Consider the following 20,105-nt stretch of genomic DNA (forward strand, 5'->3'; position numbering starts at 1 on the left):
ACCTCACGGTATCGAATGGATTTCTTCATGTGTTTGAATGCTGTACTTAAACGAATGGAACCATCGTTATATCCCCATCATGATAATAAAAAGATATTCGACTTATCGGATCTTTAATAAATTTGGTGTATCTGCCGATAACTATTCTAGAGCCACCATAAATCATCTTATGGATATCGACGCGAGCCCTGCTTGTATCTTCAAGCACCTTTTCAATTTCAAAGATACGTATTTTCGTTTCCTCGCTAAGACGAAGGGCAGATTTTTGTGTAGCACTCAGTTTGATTCGCATTGACATTTTATCCGGGCTTAATTGCCCAGCAGCAGCTAACTGATCCAATAATGTCAAAGCTTTTTTCGTTTTATCCAAGGCATCCATCTGTTCCCTGACTTCCTTACGCAAGTCATTCAGCTCATTACGCAGCTTAGGTAATACACCAACTTCAATGGATGTCACAGTAGACATGCTGTTGCCAACAACACGTGCCGATACTTTTTCACCGGCCTGGATCGACCCGCCAACGATAAGTCCTTTTGTGCCTTCACAGATTACCGCATTTCCCGCACGAATCGTGGAGTGCATAATACTTTGGGATACCAGAACATTTTCCGCCGCATCGACGTTGCCTTCTTGAATAAAGGTACATTTCACGTTATGTCCAGCTTGTACAAGTCCTTTGTTATAACCAATAATACCGCCGGTAATTTCGACAGAGCCTCCCGCTTCCAGTTCCGCTCCCTCGACACCTCCGACAACACGAATATCCCCCGCCGCTTTTACTTTAAAACCGGTGAGCACATTACCTCGGATAACAACTGTACCCACAAAATCGATGTTACCAATGTTATAATCCACATCGCCATTGATCTCGTATACAGGAAACACATTCAATTTGTTGCCATCTGTTTTGGTAACCAATCCATCCAGAGCAGCATACATCGCAGTTCCTTCCGGATTAACGACAACGTTTTTCCCAACTTTGAAACGGGCTTCTTTCCCGGGACGAAAAGGGATCTCTTCACCTGTCACAGCCTTACCTACCGTGCCATCCACAGGAGGAATACGTTCGGCAATGATTTGACCTGTTCGAACATTGTTTAAACGAGTCACTTCTTTGTAATCGACTTTCCCGTCTTCCGCTTCCAGAGGGCGCCGTTCATTGGAATCGTCCATGCCCACCAGTACTTTGATGAATCCATCCGTTCCCTGTACTGGTTTAATCCCTTCCGCAATCTTGCATTGATCCTTCACATACATCTCAGGACGACTCACAAAAACAAGCAATGCTTCGCGCAGCACACCGTACTTAATGCCCTGACTTGCTACATATTGTTCGAGTTCCTCCGGTGTACAGGCAAAACCTTCTTCCTGTTTGGAAAATTCAAGGTAGGCCGTACTTTTATCATCTGATAAAACAATGCTCAAACACTGTTCCAAAACAGTCTGCTGTGTCAATGCATTTTTTCCCCCTTTTAGGCTTTCCACTCCCCAAAAATCCTAAAATTCACACTTTCTATTCAACTATTAATCTTTACGCATAAGCAAGTCTTTCTGTTTATCCAGTGTTCCCCGTAGCCTTAAGATGGCCTTTGAGTGCAGTTGAGAGATTCGTGACGGAGAAAGAGACATGACCTCAGCAATTTCACTAAGAGACAGATCTTCATAATATAAAAGTGAAACAACCGTTCTCTCTTTGACCGTCAATTTATCAAGCCCTTGCACCAAAGCTTCTTTTAAATAGAACTCATTGACTTTATAATCCGGATTTTTAGCTTTTTCGTCGACCATTAAGGATAGTCGAGTCTCAGACTCTTCTTCCCGAATCGGGTCTTCTAGAGAGCAAAGCGACATTACTGCCACTTCCTGAAGCATATGTTGAAAGTCTTTCGTCGACACGTCGAGATACTGACTCATTTCTTCATCACTGACGGAACGCAAATATGTCTGCTCTAACTGCTGGTAAGCATCTTCAATCCGCTTTGCTTTCTCCCGAACGGAACGAGGCACCCAATCTCCCTGTCGTAAACCGTCAAGGATTGCACCACGTACCCGCCAGGAGGCGTACGTTTCAAATTGCAGACCACGCTCATAGTCGAATTTCTCCAGTGCATCAATCAATCCCATGACACCATTGCTCTCCAGATCATCTTTCGGGACATTTTTGGGCAGACCGACAGCCAAACGCCCGGATACATAGTTTACAATATGAAGATACTTTTCGATCAAACTTTTCTTGGCTTCAAGATCGCCTTGTTCTTTCCACTTTTCCCACAGGTCAGCGTGGTTCAAATGCGAAGCTTTACGCTCGTTCAATTGCTTTCACCCTCCTTATTTGTCTGTCAGGTGACGAACGGCCTGCGCCAACTCCTCCGGCTCCTTGGTCCGGACAAGTTTAGGCGGATCCAAAGGAGCAAATCCCGTTGGAGCTTTCGTCTCAGATGGTGGAAGGTTCTCCCCAGAGGAAGCGTTCTGTCCATGTTTGAGCAAGTCGTTCAGCTCTTGTCCATCGTCTTCGAGTTTAATGTCCACCTGTGAACCTCTTAGTTCTTGAGCGCCCGGTGAATCATAACCATATTCATCCCCCTCTACCTGAGGGTTCAGCAGCAATCCCAGTCCCCAGCGCAAACCATAAGCAAGGACAAACCAGGCTACAAAGCCGATCAACCCGCGAATTAAACTGGTCATCAACACATTGCTGCTGTATGCTACAAAAAAAGTCAGAATAAATCCGACTATGCCTGCTCCAAGATTAATGCGGTAGTTTCCTATCATGTCTTATAGTTCCTTTACACCCATTTGGACACTTCGAATAGTCAAAAGTCCAGTTTCACAATCCATTTCAATCGTTCGTCCATAATTCCCACCGGTATCTTCGGCGAGAAGTGGAATTCCAAGCTTCTCTAACCATTCGCGACAAGAATCCGCATTCCTCGGTCCGATACGCATCGTATCCCCTGCCCCCGAGAAGGCAAACATCTGAGACCCTCCAGCCATTTTGGACACAATACGTGAACGAGAGGCACCGAGTTGTATCATTCTTTGTAACAATTCCGGCAATGCCGTATCTGCATATTTGGCTTTGTTCAACGTTCCTTCACGAGCAATCTCTGAAGTGGGGAGCATGACATGCGCCATTCCGGCAAGCTTCAAATGCGGATCATACATCGTTAATCCCACACAAGAGCCCAAGCCAGTCGTACGGATTACGCCGGGAAGATGAGCAATGTTCAAATCCGCCATACCGACTTTAACGACGCTTTTGTCTTCAATCATGATCCAGTGGCACCCCTAAAGATTCAAATATCTTAGCAAATGAAGGCGGATCCGGAATCAGGAAAAATTGACCCTCTACCTGATCTTCGCCTTCAAAGAAAGAAGTGTCAATCAATAATGCATCGTCGCCCATTTCACCAAACTGCAGCAAACCATAACTTAAAATGGCTCCAGCCATATCAATAGCAAGTCCAGGTACGGTCGGATACATAGCTAGTTTTGTGAAATCTGCCAAAGAAGAAAGATACGAACCCGCCAGAATATTCCCGATTTCGGACAGAGCAGATTGTTCCATTTCCGTGAATGCAAGACCTTCCTTCAGATCAAAACCGGCAAGCCGGTTCAGCAGCATTTTGGCAGCCTCAGGTGCCATCATAAAGAAGAGATTGCCTGGTGCTTCGCCTTCAACACGAAGAAATACGGTAACAACAATACGTTCATCTCCGCCCACTTTCTCAGCAACTTCTTCAAAAGGAAGCATCTGTACTGTAGGTACACCCATGTCAATCGGTCTATTGAGAAGCTGAGACAACGCCGTTGCGGCGTTGCCTGCTCCAATGTTACCGACCTCTTTGAGCACATCCATTTGGAATCCCTCAAATCGGTTGAACAGTTCCACGGTGTTAGCCCTCAATACTTTCCAGCTGTACAATCTCGCTTTTATTTAATACTTCGTTGAGATTAAGCATGATCAACAAGCGCGTATCCTCCAGCTTGGCTACACCGCGCAGGTATCTTGCTTTAACTCCACCAACTACTTCAGGCGGACTATCAATAGCATCACGCTTGATGTCAATAACATCATTGGCAGAGTCAACGATAAAGCCAACTTGCATGTCGTCCACGCCTACAATAACAATACGTGTTTGATCGGTATATTCTGTTTCCGGCAAAGAGAATCGACCACGCAGGTCAATGACGGGAATAACAACCCCACGTAAGTTAATAACCCCTTTTACAAAAGAGAAGGTCTTGGGAACACGGGTAATAGGCATCATACGCTCAATCGTCTGAACCTTGTCTACCTCAATACCATACTCTTCGGAACCTAATTTAAAGACAATGACTTTCAACTCTTCTTCCATGGATAAAACCTCCCTATTAAATGTAAGATTTATCTTGTGTGCTTACTTAATAAACGCATTAGGGTCAAGAATCAGAGCTACTTGTCCGTCTCCCAGAATTGTTGCACCAGAGATCCCTTCAATGGCAGGAAGATAAGTCCCCATCGATTTAAGAACAATCTCACTCTGTCCAATAAATTCTTCAACAGCTATAGCTGCAAGACGTTCACCTTTGCGAATAACGACGATTTCAGTTTCTTGTTCGTCCGCATCATTGAAATCAGGCACCCCGAAAACTTCGCTCAAGGACAGGTACGGAATTAAAGACTCACGGAACGTGATCATTTTATTGCCATGAATGTTGCGAACCTGTTCACGCTGCACAATAGCTGTCTCCACAATGGAGGACAACGGAACGGCATATTTCTCGGAACCAAGTCGGACAAGCATCGCAGCGATGATAGACAAGGTTAAAGGTAATTGAACGGAGAAGTTGGTACCTTTACCCGGTGTCGAATGAATGGTTACATTACCACCAAGGGAAGTGATTTTGGATTTTACAACATCCAAGCCTACTCCACGGCCGGAGATATCCGAGATTTTATCTGCGGTACTAAAGCCTGGTGCAAACAACAGCTGATTGACTTCATCATCACTCATCTTGGCACCTTGTTCTTCGGTAACAACGCCACGTTTGACAGCTGTTCTCAACAGATTATCGCGATAAATGCCTTTACCGTCATCTTCGATTTCGATAAATACATGATTTCCGCTATGGAAGGCGCGAAGGTTAACTGTCCCCAATTCCGGTTTACCCGCTGCCACACGCTCTGCGATCGATTCAACACCATGGTCTACAGCGTTACGCAGCAAATGCACCAGCGGATCGCCGATCTCATCGATTACCGTCCGATCAAGCTCCGTTTCGGCACCCGTAATGACCAGATCAATCTTTTTGTCCAGAGTTTTAGCCAGGTCACGAATCATACGAGGGAAACGGTTGAATACCGTATCCACAGGAACCATCCGCAATTTCAGTACAATATTTTGCAAATCTGTACTGACTCTGCTCAGATGAGCTACCGTGTCAGACAAATCATTATTACCCGTCTCGCTGGCCAACTGCTCCAAACGGGAACGATCGATCAGTAACTCGCTGAACAAGTTCATCAGTACATCCAGACGTTCTATATCCACACGGATGGTACGTGAGGGTGCAGCAGCTTGTTTAGGTGCAGCTGTTTTGGTCGCTGCCGGCTTCTTTGGTTCTTCTTTCGATGAAGAAACCGATTCCGGGGATGCATCTACTGGAGCAGGAACAGGTGCAGCTTCCTTTTCAGCTGTTGCCGCTGCCTGATTGGTCATTTGCTGAAGAGTCTCTTGATCCAGCTGAATGACTTTGGCACTCTCAATTTCAGAGATGCTCATAATGCCTTTTTCAAGTTCCTGCGCCTCTTTGGTTGTTATGTAATACAACGAAAAACTGCGCTCAAACTTCTCTTGTTCGATATCCTGTACTGTTGGGAACGATTTAACAATTTCACCCGAGCGTTCTAACAGATCGAAGACCATATATGCACGTACGCCCTTCAGCTGGCTCTGCTCGCTGACAAGAACTTCAATATAGAGCACACGGTGACCTTCAGCTATGGACTGATCCAATACGGAGTACTGGAATTCGTCCAGTTCAACCGCACTTGGTGTTACTGTACTTGATGATTGGTTTACTGCGGCTGCTGGAGCAGTACCTCCGGTCCATTCACCACTCTCAATGGCTTGGAGAGAGGCTACGATGGAAGAGACATCCGCTTTACCCTCTCCACCTTCGGTAATATCCTGAACCATTGTTTCCAAAGCATCCAAACTCTTGAACAGGGTATCAAAAATGAAATCCTGCATTTTCAACTTTTCATTACGTACCAGATCCAGCACATTTTCCATTTTGTGCGTCAATGACGCCAGATCCTCAAAACCCATTGTAGCAGCCATACCCTTCAACGTATGAGCGGAGCGGAATATGACCTGAACAATTCCCAGATCCTCCGGACTGCCTTCGAGTTGAAGCATATTTTCGTTAAGGGACTGCAGATGATCATTAGACTCATCAATAAACATAGATAAATATTGATTCATGTCCATTGTGAGGCACCTCCTCCATGAGTTACACTCCGTTTATTTCACAGCTTGAACAAGTTTAGGCGCAATCTCCTGCAATGGCAGTAGATGACGCACGCATTGCAGCTCTACAGCAGAACGCGGCATACCATACACAACACAAGTTTCTTCATTCTCCGCAAAGGTTGATGTGACACCGGCTTCATACAATTTTTTCATCATACGAGCGCCGTCACTGCCCATCCCTGTCAGCAAAACCAGATGTCGTTGCAATGACGTGTACGACAGCAGCGACTCAAACATCGTATCTACTGAGGGCCTGTGACCATTGACTGGTTCTTCCTCTGTCAGCTTTATGGTAAATCTTCCGTCTGCCGTTTTGTTGACTTTGACATGAAAGCCACCTGGAGCAATGTAGGCTGTCCCTTTTCGTAGAACCATTCCTTCCTCAGCTTCAACCACATGCAGTTCACTGAATGTATTCAAACGCTGGGCAAGGGACCGGGTAAAATTAGGGGGCATATGCTGAACAATAATGACTGGAGCCGGTAAATCACCTGGCAGCTGCTCCAGCAAAGTCTTGAGGGCTCTCGGTCCCCCAGTTGAACAACCAATAGCCACAAGCTTGTTGAATGAACCGTCTGCTCCCCCTGCTCCCTTATGGGACGGGATTACCTTGGCAATATCCTTGGATGGTTCGGCTGAAGCGGCTGCTGTCTCCTGTTCAGCCAATCGAGACGTATTGGACAAATGGTTTCCCTTGGGAAGCTGCGTTGATTTGTTCGCCTTTGCTAACTTGTCAGTGCTCGTATCCGAGGCTCCATTTGCATCTCGTAAACGCTCCGGCTTCTTGTCCAAACGTCCCGCATTCTGATTCGTCAGTGGAGCAGTTGGCTGCTTCGGTTTTGCTCGCAAGGATTCAGATTTATCACTACCAAGTCGTGTTCCTGACTGGGCAGGTTCTATCGTTTTCTTCAAAAGACCTTTGCGGTCTTGTAAAGGTGAGTCAACCTGAACTCGCTGGGACTGATGCAGCAGTTTGCTTTGCGCTTCATCCCGATTCTTCTTCATGGACGCTTCTCGATCGGCTTTTCGCTTGATTTCATTCATAGCTGCTCGCATCCGCTCAATCAGTGCTTTACCTACTTGGGCAATATCCTGATCATGCACAATGGATGGCTTACGAATAAAGTCAAATGCACCGGCCTCGAGCGCCATGATGGTCTCCTTCATGCCTTGTTCATTAATTCCCGAGAGCATAATTACCGGAACGAAAGATTGCTTCATGATCGATTTTAATGCATCCAAGCCATTCATTTCGGGCATCTCAACGTCCATTGTGATGATATCCGGCTTCAAGTCTATTGCTTTTTGAATGGCTTCCTTACCATTTGATGCTGTTGCCGTAACCTTAAACTCCGAATCTGCTTCTATTAAATCCGAAACAATTTTACGCATAAAAGCGGAATCATCGACAACCAATACTTGATACACCGCCATGTTGTTTCCACCCCTGTTTCCTTTATTCAGAGATCATGTTGTCCGCTTTAGCCACTTTTTCATAAAACCTCTGATTCCTGTCAAGGTTTCGGTTCCCGATCCCGGAGCAGCAGGTGCAGCCAAGTAGTGTTGTGCCAGTTTCTCAATATCCCTGGAAGCTTTGGCATTCGGATATGCCAAACTGTATGGCACTTGCCTTTTAACTGCCTTTACCACTTGGGCATCTTCGGAAATGTATCCAAGCAGCGGGATATCGATCTGTAAAAATCTCTTTGCCACTCCAGCTATTTTCTCCGCCACCCGTTCCGCCTCTTGCTGGTCTTCAACCCGGTTTACGATCATCCGAAAGGGTGTAGCATTTTCCTGGCCATGCATAACTTTGACTAAAGCATAAGCATCGGTTATTGAAGTTGGTTCAGGTGTGGTGACGATCAGGCATTCATCGGCTGCACCGATAAATTTCATATTTTCTTTGGAAAGTCCTGCTCCTGTATCAAAAATGACATAGTCCATCTCCTGAGCAATCTCTTCAACTTGCCCAGCAAAAAACTCCAGATCTCGATCTGACAATGAGAACAATTCTTGCATCCCCGAACCTCCGGCGATATAAGGCAACCCGCTTGCACCAAGCTGTATGATTTCCTGTATGGATTTCTGTCGGTATAACAAGTGGTACAGATTATAGGGAGAAGAGGTTCCCATTAAGACATCGATATTAGCCATCCCTATGTCTGCATCAAATACTAATACCTTTTGCCCCAATGCCTGTAAACTCAGTGCAAAGTTAAGTGTAAAATTGGATTTACCAACCCCTCCCTTTCCACTGGCAACGGTTATGATCTTGGAGGAACGTGAATTACGTCCCCTTTCTTCCACTCCGCTAGGCATGGAGACCATACTTCTGAGTGAGGCTGCCTGGTCCTTCATCGTACAAGCTCTCCTAACAATTGTTTGGTCAGAGAATCCGCATCAGGCTTGAGCAAATCATCAGGCACATTTTGGCCGTTAGCCACATAAGCAAGTTTGAGTGGAAAACGGTGCAGCAGATTAAACATCGGGCCGCAGCTTCCGGTCTCATCCATCTTCGTAAAGATGACCTTATCCAGCCCATATTTGCTGAAATGCTCTGTAATTTGAACCATATCGGCACTTTTGGAGGTCATGCTCATAACCAAAAAGGTTTCACTATTTTCCACAGGCGCGAGTAAGCTTTGCAATTCTGAAACAAGCAACTCATTTCTGTAGTTTCTTCCGGCTGTATCCATGAAGATCAGATCACATTCTTCAAGACGGGAGATCGCACGCTGTGTATCACCTGGAGATTGTACGACCTCAAGCGGGACATTTAAAATGGATGCGTACGTTCTTAGTTGCTCTACCGCTGAGATCCGATACGTATCTGAGGTGATAAACCCTACCTTTCGCTGTTTGTTGAACATCTGTTCAGCAGCCAGCTTGGCAATCGTAGTTGTTTTACCAACCCCTGTTGGCCCAGCTACATATACAATACGTGTGGTCGGCAAAATGCCTGCATCGATACGTTTCTCCAAAAACTGTGATATTTCCAATTGAACGGCTTGAACGGCTTCTACTTCAGTTAATCCTTTTTCAGCAAGTACCGACTGAACAACGTCAAACCATGATTCCCATACTTCTGGCCAAATGTCTTGCTCCATCAACCTTTCTCGAAGAGCATGAAGCTCCTCCGGTACCGGGTCTGCCGAAGCTCCTTGCTTAGACAACTTGGTCATCATCAGTTTGAGCTCCTGCAATTCAGACATCAGCTGGTCTTGCTGCGGATTGATCTCCTGCTTCTGCTGCCCACTGGCAGATGTTAAACCCGAAAAATCCGCCCCTTGCGGTCGCGGTTTATGCTCGAAACTCAAAGAAGATCTGCCGTTGCTCATGTCCGAACCGATTTTACTCGATTCAGACACAGCAGGGGCATCCGTCAATCTCTCTTGCACATGTTTGTCGGCTGTATTTACAGCCGATTCATCAGAAGCGGCGACAAACGAATGAGCCGTTTGTCGATATGCTTCAGGTACAAATGCGCGAGGCACGGGTGTGAATTGGTTTTGCACTTGCTTTGTTGCTTGTTTTTTTTCTTCCTTATCCACTGCTGCTACAACTTCGATCCTTTTTTTGCGGAACATCCCCAGCATACCGCCCACCTTGATTTCTTTGGTGGACAGAATGACGGCATCACTTCCCAGGTCTTTGCGAATTTGAAGCATAGCTTCGGGCATGGTCTCCACGACGTATTGTTTTACTCTCATAAGTTCACCACCCCGACACTTTGGATTTCAACATTCGGCTCCAACTCACTATAGGAAAGCACTGGTATATCCTGCATGGTGCGTTCGATCACCTGGCGCAGATACATACGAATGGTTGGAGAAGTTAATACAACAGGCTGCTGACCAGACTGGATTAATCGATTGACTTGTTCAGTCAACTTTTGATAAACACTCTGCGTTGAGGCCGGATCCAATGCAAGGTAACTGCCTTGATCGGATTGCTGTACACTCTCAGCAATTTTCTTCTCCAGACCAGGTCCAACAGTGATTACTCTAAGCGTCTCTCCTTTTTGAGAGAATTGCTGAGTAATCTGACGAGAGAGAGATTGTCTCACGTATTCCGTCAGTACATCCGGATCTTTGGTATACGTTCCGTAGTCAGCCAGTGTCTCGAAGATTGTAACCATATCACGAATGGAAACTTTCTCACGCAGCAGCTTGGCGAGTACTTTCTGTATATCTCCGATAGAGAGGACAGATGGAATGAGTTCATCCACCAGCGCAGCATAATTCTCTCTGAGATTATCCACAAGTGCTTTCGTTTCTTGTCTGCCAAGTAACTCATGCGCATGTTTCTTAATCAATTCAGTCAGATGTGTTGCTACAACGGAAGGAGGATCTACAACCGTATATCCTGCAAGTTCAGCTCTGTCTTTGGTTACTTCATCAATCCATAACGCTGGAAGTCCAAAAGCTGGCTCTGTCGTTTCTATACCTGTTACAGACTCTTCTTCGTAACCCGGGCTCATCGCCAGATAATGATTTAACAACAGTTCCCCGCCGCCAACCACATTACCCTTAATTTTGATGACATATTCATTCGGTCTCAATTGGATGTTATCCCGAATGCGGATTACCGGAACAACTAACCCGAGTTCAAGAGCACACTGTCTTCGTATCATAATGATCCGATCCAACAGGTCTCCACCCTGCTGATTATCAGCCAGAGGAATCAAACCATACCCAAATTCAAACTCGATAGGGTCAACCTGAAGTAAGTTAATTACACTCTCTGGACTTCTCACTTCTTCTATCTGTTGCTCCTCTTCCATTTGCTCCTCCGCGACTTGCTTCTGATTCAGGTTGTTCTGCATTCGCCAACCCGAATAAGCTAGCAAACCTGCGAGAGGCAGCGTTGTGATAATATGGATCGGAGTGAAAAATCCGAGCATTGCTATTACAAAGGCTACAATATAAAGGAGCGTCGGGTATGTAAACAATTGCCCCGTAATGTCATCGGCCAGGTTACCTTCCGATGATGCTCTTGTCACAATTAGACCTGCTGCTGTAGAAATTAGAAGTGCAGGAATCTGACTTACCAATCCATCCCCGATAGTTAATACGGAATAGGTGGACAGCGCATCAGCAAAAGCAAGACCATGTACTGTCATTCCGATGATAAAGCCGCCAATCAGATTGATTAGGAGAATAATGATGCTCGCAATAGCGTCCCCTTTTACAAACTTACTCGCACCATCCATGGCTCCGTAAAAGTCCGCTTCACGTTCAATTTTGGAACGTCGTTCACGCGCCTGCTGCTCATTAATTAGTCCAGCATTCAAATCTGCGTCAATACTCATCTGCTTACCAGGCATCGCATCGAGGGTGAACCGTGCTGCTACTTCAGCTACACGCTCGGAACCCTTCGTTATAACGATAAATTGAACAACGACGAGAATTAGGAACACAACAAATCCGATTGCAATCTGTCCACCGGCTATCCAGCTACCAAAGGTGGCTACAACAGATCCCGCGTTTCCTTGTCCCAGAATCAGTTTCGTTGTCGATATGTTGAGTGCTAATCGAAACAACGTCGTGATCAGCAACAACGCAGGAAAGATGGAAAATTGCAGTGCTTCTTTGCTGTTCATCGCAACAAGCAGTATCATCAGTGCAAGTGAGATATTGATGACAAGCAGCAAGTCCAACAACCAGGTTGGGATCGGGAGAATCATCATCAACACGATGCCGATGATACCCGCAAGGACAGCTATATCTTTTGTTTTCAATGGATGTACGGCCTCCGATCCCCTGTTATTTCGTTCTGCCCTTTAATTTATATACATAAGCCAGCACTTCGGCTACCGCTTGAAACAAATCAGCCGGTATAGCGTCACCAATCTCGGCTCTCTGGAACAATGCCCGTGCCAGCGGCTTGTTTTCCATTGTAATGACACCGTGCTCTTTGGCAATTTCCTTAATGCGCAAGGCGACGTAATCCTGACCTTTGGCTATAATCTGCGGTGCTTCCATCTCAGACCCTTCATACTTAAGCGCTACGGCAAAGTGAGTTGGGTTAGTGATAATCACATCCGCTTTGGGAACTTCCTGCATCATGCGCTGAACAGCCATACGACGCTGACGCTCCCTGATTTTCCCCTTGATCAGTGGGTCACCTTCCATTTTTTTGTATTCGTCTTTGATGTCTTGTTTGGACATCCTAATGTTTTTCTCGTAATCATACTTCTGGTACATATAGTCGAGTACGGCAAGTACTAACAGGGCTACTGCAATCTTGATCCCCAAGTTTAAGGTGATTGAAGCCGCAAAATGCAGAATCGCATCTAATGAAAAATGTGAAAGCGAAGCAATATCTGACTGATAACCTGTGATGGTACTGTAAACCAGGAAGCCGATTATCGACATTTTCATTATGGATTTAGCAAACTCCACCAAAGAACGAAGAGAAAAAATGTTTTTGAACCCTTTAATCGGATCCAACTTTTCCAGTTTTGGCTTTAAGCCCTCTCCTACAAGCAGGAAACCTACCTGCATGTAATTGACGATTAACGCAACCAGTACTGCACCGAGCAAAACAGGAGCAAGCAATAACATCACCTCGATGCCATAACGCATCAATAAGGCTACGACGTTCTCCCCAGTGACCTCCATACTCAGCCGATTAATGAAGATGTCTGTAAACAGTCGAACCATACGTTCTTTGTAAAAGTTACTGAACATCATCATGATCAAAAAGGTGGATAGGAGAATGGATGCGCCGGACAGCTCCATACTTTTGACAACCTGTCCTTTTTTTCGCGTATCCTGCCTCTTTTTCGGGGTAGCCTTCTCTGTTTTTTCCCCTGCGAACATCTGGAGGTCGAGTTGATATTTCATTTGAATCTTGTCCTCCGTTTCACTCAGCCCGGCCTTTGTCCAATGGTCCCAAGCAATTTTTCCATGGATCTGAACATTACTTCGAACAATTGACTAAACACAAAGGCAAAACTGGGAACCAGCAAAAGCAAAATAGCAAGCCCAACGAGTACCTTAAGCGGCATTCCGACGGCAAATACATTAAATTGAGGAGCCGTCTTTGCCAAGAATCCCAATCCTACATCCGTCAAAAACAGGGCAACAACAATCGGTGCAGACATCTGAAAAGCCAACATAAATGATTCACCTAATGTACGCACCAAAAATTCAGCAATACTTCCATCTGCCAATCGTATAAAGAATGCGTTCGACAACGGAATCCAGCGATAGCTGTATACAATGGCATCGAGCAGATAATGATGTCCGTTCATTGTCAGAAAGAGTAATATAGCAAAGGCATATTTGAAGTTACCTGTAAGCGGTGCAGAAGCACCAGTCATTGGATCAAATACGTTAGCCATACCAAAACCGATCTGAAGATCAATAAAAGTTCCTGCTGTCTGTATAGCTGTCATTAACAGATAAGCAACAAAGCCTAGCAGCAAGCCAATCAATATCTCTCGGATGACCAGCAGGATATAACTCAGATCCGTAGGTACAACCTGGTCTATGCCGTATACCATATACACAGTTAAGGTTACAAATGCCGATAAACCAATTTTAATAGAATTCGGCACATTCCGAGCCGAGAAGACAGGTGCGGTTACAAAAAATGATGCTATTCGACAAAACATAAGCAGAGCGACAGGAAAACTTTGCAACAATGTCTCCATCTGCAACAGCCTACCCTATGTATCTGTATAAATTATCGAGAATGTTATACGTGAAATCGACCAGTATATTCAATATCCAAGGACCAAACAAAAGTACTGCCAGAAGTACGGCAATGATTTTAGGCACAAAGGCCAGTGTCTGCTCCTGAATTTGAGTTGTTGCCTGAAAGACACTGATAATGAGTCCTACAACCAGAGCTAGAATAAGCATGGGTGCGCTGGCCAGCAGTGAAGTATAGACCGCTTTCCCGGCCAGACCGATAATAAACTCCGAAGTCATGACCGTCCTCCTTTAATATTCCGGCTCAAGTGTTAAAACTCAGCAACAGTGACTTCACGACCAGATACCAGCCATCGACAAGCACAAATAGCAGTATTTTAAAAGGTAATGAGATCATGACAGGCGGAAGCATCATCATCCCCATAGCCATGAGCGTACTCGCCACTACAATGTCTATAACCAAGAATGGAATAAAGATCATGAATCCCATCTGGAATGCTGTCTTCAACTCACTGATTGCATATGCCGGTACCATCACAGTAATCGGAATATCCTGGTATGTGCTGGGCTTTTCGGTTTGATTGTACTTCATAAACAGCAATAGGTCTTTCTCCCTGGTGTGGGAGAACATAAATTTCTTCATGGGATCCGCAGCTTTTTCCAACGCCTCGGTTTGTGTGATGTCTCCCTTGAGATAGGGCTGAAGCGCTACCTGATTGATGGATGACAACGTCGGTGACATAATGAAAAGTGTCAGAAAAAGCGCCAAACCGACCAGTACCTGATTGGGTGGCATTTGCTGCGTACCCAAGGATGTCCGCACAAACCCGAGAACGATAACAATCCGGGTAAAACTGGTCATCAGTACTAGCAAAGCTGGCGCTATACTAAGTACCGTGATCAACAGGATAATGGAAAGTGAACTCGTGCTTGGTGTGCTCCCATCCCCGTTTCCAATTTGAATGTCAATATTCGGAATTGGTTCGGCAAAGGCAGCAGTGACGGAGGCCAGACTGAAGAGCCCTATGAAAAAACACGCTAACCAAATCTTTTTCTTCATGAATCCCTCGACCGATCTGTAGTATTGTCTTCTTCCAGGACCTTCTCCATCTTCTCTTTACGGTTAGGCATCTGCCGAAGTTTAGATTCAAACAGTTCGTGAAAAGAGGTTGTATCCTCAAGTTCCATTTCCCGCGGCGGTTCATCTTTGCGCAAGCGGGCTGCCAGCTTTGCAATGAGTGGCGAGAGGCTTCCCTGTTGTGCTGAAGCATCCCGTTCAAATGAATCAATGATTCGCTGTGCCTCTTCAAGATCCGAAACCTTATCCACCAGCTGTATGTCATCACCCACACCGAGTAGATAAACGCTACCGCCAATTTCTATAATTTGCAGCGACTTGTTTGGTCCCAGTCCGACTCCACCCAAAATACGAATTGTGCCGTTCCGGAACCATCGCTGATTCCGTTTGTTTAGAAAACGAATCAGGTAGACTATAAGAACCAGAATGACGGCCAGGACAACAATCACCCATACAAGCTGAAAATAATAATTGACTCCCGCGCCTACATCATTTGGAATCTTATCCTGAGCCATCATCATGTCTCTTAAACGCCCAGCGTTTTGCTGATTGCTTCGATAACCCGGTCAGATTGGAACGGCTTCACGATGAAATCTTTAGCTCCGGCTTGAATTGCATCAATAACCATCGCTTGTTGACCCATCGCAGAGCACATAATCACTTTTGCGTTAGCGTCAATTTTTTTGATTTCTTTCAATGCTGCAATACCATCCATCTCAGGCATGGTAATATCCATGGTGATCAGATCAGGACGAAGCTCCTTAAACTTCTCAATTGCTTGTGATCCATCCTGTGCTTCGCCAACGACCTCGTATCCGTTTTTGGACAAAATGTCCCGGATCATCATTCTCATAAATGCAGCGTCGTCCACGACTAAAATTCGGTTTGCCATCTTGATTCAAGTCCTCCCTAAATTGTGCTTATTGTAATTTCTGAATGCGGTCCCATTGGCTTACGATATCTATAACACGGACACCAAAGTTTTCGTCGATGACGACAACCTCACCTTTGGCAATCAGCTTGTTATTCACCAAAATATCGACAGGTTCACCGGCCAGTTTGTCCAGCTCGACAATTGAACCTTGTGACAGTTCTAAAATATCCTTAATTTGCTTCTGGGTCCTTCCTAATTCTACGGTGACTTTAAGGGGAATGTCCATCAATAAATTCAAATTGTTTTCGTCTACCTGGCCGAACGCCCCATTTTGCAAATTGGCGAATTGAACCGGTTGTACGTTTACATTCCTGTTCGGCACACCGCCGTAATGCTGCGGTACACCATATGGTTGCTGCGGAGGCATGCTGTAAGGCTGCTGTGGCGGCATTCCTTGAGGCGCCCCCATCGGAGCCTGTCCATATCCATTATAGTCTTGAACAGGCGGTTGTTGCGCCTGTGGCGGCATCTGTTGCTGAACAGGCGGTTGCTGAGGGGCAACAGGTGCTGCTGCTGGTGTTGGCTCAGGTGTCGACGCAACTGGCGCACTGGCAGTAGACTCTTGGGCTCCTCCAATCAGCATCTCTACCATTTCTTTCGCAAAGTGTACCGGAAGCAGCTGCATGAGATTGGAATCGATCAGATCACCAATCAACAGACGGAAGGATACTTGAATCAACGTCTCATCTTCTGGAAGATTGCTGACTCCCTCACCACTTTCCATATTGAGAATATCAATTCCCGGAGGAGAAATATTCACGAAACGGTTAAAGATTGTGGACATGGATGTAGCAGACGAACCCATCATCTGATTCATTGCTTCCTGTACTGCACTGATATGGATTTCATTCAGTTCTTCATCGACCGGATTCCCTTCGCCACCAAGCATCAAATCGGCTATCACTTGCGCATCCCGTTTTTTGATGACCAGCGAGTTGATTCCTTCAAATCCATCTACATAGTTTACATGGACGGCAACGTGAGGCTTAGGAAACGCTTCATCAAACTGTGTCCGGCTAATGATGGACACCTTAGGTGTTGTAATATCTACTTTTAGGCCCAAAAGCGTGGACAAAGCTGTCGCTGCACTACCAAATGTAATGTTACCGATCTCTCCCAAGGCATCCTGTTCCAGCTCGGTCAAAAAATCATCAACTGTTTTCTCAGCCGGTTCCGAACTGTTCATCGATTCCGATTGTCTGAGCAAAGCATCGATTTCTTCTTGGGATAAATAATCCTTACTCGTCAAATTCTTCAACTCCTTCGGTGACAATCTTGTCTATTTGCACAGCCACACGATCCTTGATCGTTCCCGGGCTTCCCATATACTTCAGCCTGTCTCCAACTTTAATGGACAGTCCCTCATCAACGGGTTTGTTCAACGTAATGACATCGCCAACAGACAGTCCCAGAAATTCAGCAATCGAAATTCTGGATTCTCCTAATTCCGCAACGACGGGCAATTTGGCTTTGTTCACACGCTCTTTGAGAGCATCATATTCTTCTGGAGCTCTCGTCTTTTTCTCCGAAACAAACCACTGATGAGTCGACAACCGGGACATAATAGGTTCAAGAACGACATGCGGGATACACAAATTGATCATACCTGTGGTGTCACCGATTTTGGTGCTCAGCGAGATCAGAGCAATGGTCTCATTGGGAGATACAATCTGCATAAATTGCGGATTGGTCTCCAGCGCTTCCATTCTTGGAGAAATATCCAACACGGTCTTCCAGGCTTCCTGCAAACTCTCAAACGCACGGCTGAAAATCCGCTCCATAATCGTCGTCTCAATTTCCGTCATCGATGCGATCTTTGTCGGTGCATTTCCTGTTCCACCTAGCAGACGATCCAGCATTGCATAACCCACGTTGGGATGAACCTCCATTACCATCCGTCCCTGTAATGGCTCCGCCTCAAATATGTTCAATATCGTCATCTTCGGAATAGAACGGATAAACTCGTCATAAGGCAACTGTTCAACCTGAACGACATTGATCTGAACGAACGTCCGCAGTTGGGCTGAAAAATAAGTGGTGAGAAAGCGTGCAAAGTTTTCGTGAATACGGGTCAAGCTTCGAATATGATCTTTGGAAAAACGAACCGCCCGCTTAAAATCGTACGATCTAATTTTCTTTTGAGTTTCTTCCTTTTTCAATTCCTCAGCATCCATCTCACCAGAGGAAAGGGCAGCTAATAGGGCGTCAATCTCATTTTGTGATAATACATCCACCATGTTCTCACCCCCTTACAGATTTACAGCGTGTCCTGTTCATTACATTGGCGCCATCACAAAAGCAGAAAAACTAGTGCTGGCCAGCTTACCTTCTGGCAAAGCTTCATTAATAAGCTCGGTCAATTTTTTATTAAATTGAATACGACCTTTTGCTGTAGCCAGTTCATCAGACTTGGTATCCGCAAACGTCTGGATGATAATAGGCTTCACCGTAATTTCCTTGATTTTCTCAAAATCTTCTTTGGCCTTTTTGTCGGATAATTTGAAAGAAAAACTTACAACGACAACATGGTCTATATCAGCCAAATTGGTTTTAATTTCTCCAAGCTCTGAGGAAACTTCGACAATCTCATCCGCAGTCATCTTCTTCTCTGCAGTAGCTGCCGTATGTGTATCAACCTTATTCCCGTTCTGTCCTTGCATAAATACAAACACAACCACCACAAAGAGTGTTATAGCTAGCAAGCTCGTTGCAAGCCAAGGCAACATCTTTTTCATCAGGACTCCTCCGTTTGCTGCACTTTGATAGTGGCTGCCTGAACCCCGATTTCACGGTTGTAATCTTTAATTTTGGAAATGACTTCATCGGCCTTTTCAAGCACAATAAGTCTCTTTCCGGTTACCAGAGTAATATACGTGTCTGGTGTCTCTTCCACAATTTCAACCATCAGCGCATTTAACCACATGGGAGAACCATTTAACCGCGTAACCGAAATCATGCTAAGCCCCCTCGATCAGAGTGGAGGAGCAAGCTCCCCCACGCATTAAAAATTACTAATCAGTTATTAACGTTTCAGGTTAACAACTTCCTGAAGCACTTCATCCGACGTTGTAATAATTCGTGAGTTCGCCTGGAATCCACGCTGAGCGACGATCATCTCTGTAAATTCTCCAGTCAGATCCACGTTGGACATTTCCAATTGGCCTGCAATAATTGAGCCTGTTCCATCTTCTGCGCTATTGGCAGTCAAAGGTTCAAGTGCACCATCTGGATTGGCATTTGCAGTCATGCGATACAGGTTGCCCCCGATTTTTTCAAGTCCTTCCGGATTGACAACTTTACCGATCCCAATCTGTGCACCTGGCTCGATAGTTCCATCAGCCATGGTTTGGTTGATCGTTCCGTCCTGACCAATCGTAAATGAAACAACATCATCAGGAATGGTAATGTTACCACCACCGCTGTCCATTACAAACAGACCGTCTGAAGTCACCAAGTTGCGTGCCGCATCAACGTGGAAATCACCGGCACGAGTAAGGTAGGGAACTTCCTGATCTTCGCTCAATCGTACCAGGAAAAAGCCATCTCCATTAATACGCAAATCTGTTGGATTGTTTGTAGTCATCGGACTTCCTGCAAGATGCAATGTGTCAATAGATCCTACAGATACACCCAAACCGATTTGCTTCGCATTCACACCACCGGATGGAGTATCAGTCGGTGCAGTCACCCCTGCAGTGGTTTGGCTCATAATATCTTTGAACATGACACGACTACCTTTAAAACCAACCGTATTTACGTTCGCAATATTATTACCAATCACATCCAATTTCGTTTGAAAACCCCGCATCCCGGAAACGCCTGAGTACATTGATTTCAACATTTTTAAAAATCCTCCCAGCCTTAATTTGGTTACCGCGTCAGTCGGTCAGCGGCATTCCGGCTCCCGAGA

The 20,105-nt window shown here is 45.5% G+C and carries 22 protein-coding genes; all 22 read right to left on the reverse strand.

The window, feature by feature from the left end; all coding sequences use genetic code 11:
- Window positions 1–46 precede the first annotated feature (46 nt).
- Entirely contained in the window at window positions 47–1,456 is a 1,410-nt protein-coding gene (locus tag Q0V21_RS12750) for a flagellar assembly protein A (protein WP_301879236.1), read from the reverse strand.
- A 69-nt stretch (window positions 1,457–1,525) separates the two neighbouring features.
- On the reverse strand, window positions 1,526–2,314 hold the full coding sequence (locus tag Q0V21_RS12755; protein WP_024630238.1) for a FliA/WhiG family RNA polymerase sigma factor: 789 nt from the start codon (window positions 2,312–2,314) through the stop codon (window positions 1,526–1,528).
- A gap of 15 nt (window positions 2,315–2,329) precedes the next feature.
- Window positions 2,330–2,773: a hypothetical protein gene (locus tag Q0V21_RS12760; RefSeq protein WP_024630237.1), complete on the reverse strand. Its 444-nt coding sequence runs from the start codon at window positions 2,771–2,773 to the stop codon at window positions 2,330–2,332.
- Between the two features lie 3 nt (window positions 2,774–2,776).
- Window positions 2,777–3,274, reverse strand: coding sequence for a chemotaxis protein CheD (locus tag Q0V21_RS12765; RefSeq protein WP_024630236.1), 498 nt, complete (start codon window positions 3,272–3,274; stop codon window positions 2,777–2,779).
- The gene (locus Q0V21_RS12770; RefSeq protein ID WP_094936499.1) at window positions 3,267–3,860 is read right to left on the reverse strand and encodes a chemotaxis protein CheC; all 594 of its coding nucleotides are present in this window, start codon (window positions 3,858–3,860) and stop codon (window positions 3,267–3,269) included. Before Q0V21_RS12770 ends, Q0V21_RS12765 begins: the two co-directional genes overlap by 8 nt.
- Before the next feature lie 37 nt (window positions 3,861–3,897).
- On the reverse strand, window positions 3,898–4,359 hold the full coding sequence (locus tag Q0V21_RS12775) for a chemotaxis protein CheW (protein WP_024630234.1): 462 nt from the start codon (window positions 4,357–4,359) through the stop codon (window positions 3,898–3,900).
- 42 nt (window positions 4,360–4,401) lie between these two features.
- On the reverse strand, window positions 4,402–6,477 hold the full coding sequence (locus Q0V21_RS12780) for a chemotaxis protein CheA (protein WP_079346956.1): 2,076 nt from the start codon (window positions 6,475–6,477) through the stop codon (window positions 4,402–4,404).
- A 33-nt stretch (window positions 6,478–6,510) separates the two neighbouring features.
- Window positions 6,511–7,953 carry a protein-glutamate methylesterase/protein-glutamine glutaminase gene (locus Q0V21_RS12785; RefSeq protein WP_301879237.1) on the reverse strand — a complete coding sequence of 481 codons (1,443 nt, stop codon included), beginning with the start codon at window positions 7,951–7,953 and terminating at the stop codon, window positions 6,511–6,513.
- A 33-nt stretch (window positions 7,954–7,986) separates the two neighbouring features.
- Window positions 7,987–8,880 (reverse strand): MinD/ParA family protein, encoded by an 894-nt coding sequence (locus tag Q0V21_RS12790; RefSeq protein WP_079346960.1) that lies wholly within the window; start codon window positions 8,878–8,880, stop codon window positions 7,987–7,989.
- On the reverse strand, window positions 8,877–10,232 hold the full coding sequence (flhF, locus tag Q0V21_RS12795; protein WP_301879238.1) for a flagellar biosynthesis GTPase FlhF: 1,356 nt from the start codon (window positions 10,230–10,232) through the stop codon (window positions 8,877–8,879). The genes Q0V21_RS12790 and flhF overlap by 4 nt, the downstream gene beginning before the upstream one ends.
- Window positions 10,229–12,262: a flagellar biosynthesis protein FlhA gene (gene flhA / locus Q0V21_RS12800; RefSeq protein ID WP_024630229.1), complete on the reverse strand. Its 2,034-nt coding sequence runs from the start codon at window positions 12,260–12,262 to the stop codon at window positions 10,229–10,231. The genes flhF and flhA overlap by 4 nt, the downstream gene beginning before the upstream one ends.
- Window positions 12,263–12,287: 25 nt before the next feature.
- Complete coding sequence (gene flhB / locus Q0V21_RS12805; protein ID WP_301879239.1) at window positions 12,288–13,370, reverse strand: flagellar biosynthesis protein FlhB; 1,083 nt, start codon at window positions 13,368–13,370, stop codon at window positions 12,288–12,290.
- A gap of 23 nt (window positions 13,371–13,393) precedes the next feature.
- Window positions 13,394–14,182: a flagellar biosynthetic protein FliR gene (gene fliR / locus Q0V21_RS12810; protein ID WP_024630227.1), complete on the reverse strand. Its 789-nt coding sequence runs from the start codon at window positions 14,180–14,182 to the stop codon at window positions 13,394–13,396.
- Window positions 14,183–14,192: 10 nt separating this feature from the next.
- Window positions 14,193–14,462 (reverse strand): flagellar biosynthesis protein FliQ, encoded by a 270-nt coding sequence (fliQ, locus tag Q0V21_RS12815; protein WP_024630226.1) that lies wholly within the window; start codon window positions 14,460–14,462, stop codon window positions 14,193–14,195.
- A gap of 25 nt (window positions 14,463–14,487) precedes the next feature.
- On the reverse strand, window positions 14,488–15,243 hold the full coding sequence (gene fliP / locus Q0V21_RS12820; RefSeq protein WP_053783804.1) for a flagellar type III secretion system pore protein FliP: 756 nt from the start codon (window positions 15,241–15,243) through the stop codon (window positions 14,488–14,490).
- The gene (locus tag Q0V21_RS12825) at window positions 15,240–15,776 is read right to left on the reverse strand and encodes a flagellar biosynthetic protein FliO (protein ID WP_053783803.1); all 537 of its coding nucleotides are present in this window, start codon (window positions 15,774–15,776) and stop codon (window positions 15,240–15,242) included. Before Q0V21_RS12825 ends, fliP begins: the two co-directional genes overlap by 4 nt.
- 11 nt (window positions 15,777–15,787) lie before the next feature.
- On the reverse strand, window positions 15,788–16,153 hold the full coding sequence (locus tag Q0V21_RS12830) for a response regulator (RefSeq protein ID WP_017689175.1): 366 nt from the start codon (window positions 16,151–16,153) through the stop codon (window positions 15,788–15,790).
- Between the two features lie 28 nt (window positions 16,154–16,181).
- Complete coding sequence (gene fliY / locus Q0V21_RS12835; RefSeq protein WP_079346964.1) at window positions 16,182–17,444, reverse strand: flagellar motor switch phosphatase FliY; 1,263 nt, start codon at window positions 17,442–17,444, stop codon at window positions 16,182–16,184.
- A complete protein-coding gene (gene fliM, locus Q0V21_RS12840) occupies window positions 17,434–18,432 on the reverse strand; it encodes a flagellar motor switch protein FliM (RefSeq protein ID WP_024630222.1) in 999 nt (332 codons plus the stop codon). The genes fliY and fliM overlap by 11 nt, the downstream gene beginning before the upstream one ends.
- A 39-nt stretch (window positions 18,433–18,471) precedes the next feature.
- Window positions 18,472–18,930, reverse strand: coding sequence for a flagellar basal body-associated FliL family protein (locus tag Q0V21_RS12845; protein ID WP_301879240.1), 459 nt, complete (start codon window positions 18,928–18,930; stop codon window positions 18,472–18,474).
- Window positions 18,930–19,151, reverse strand: coding sequence for a flagellar FlbD family protein (locus Q0V21_RS12850; RefSeq protein ID WP_024630220.1), 222 nt, complete (start codon window positions 19,149–19,151; stop codon window positions 18,930–18,932). Before Q0V21_RS12850 ends, Q0V21_RS12845 begins: the two co-directional genes overlap by 1 nt.
- A 66-nt stretch (window positions 19,152–19,217) precedes the next feature.
- The gene (flgG, locus tag Q0V21_RS12855) at window positions 19,218–20,036 is read right to left on the reverse strand and encodes a flagellar basal body rod protein FlgG (RefSeq protein WP_285079532.1); all 819 of its coding nucleotides are present in this window, start codon (window positions 20,034–20,036) and stop codon (window positions 19,218–19,220) included.
- Between the last annotated feature and the right edge of the window lie 69 nt (window positions 20,037–20,105).

The organism is Paenibacillus sp. 11B (genome assembly GCF_030487755.1).
Lineage (GTDB): Bacteria > Bacillota > Bacilli > Paenibacillales > Paenibacillaceae > Paenibacillus > Paenibacillus vandeheii.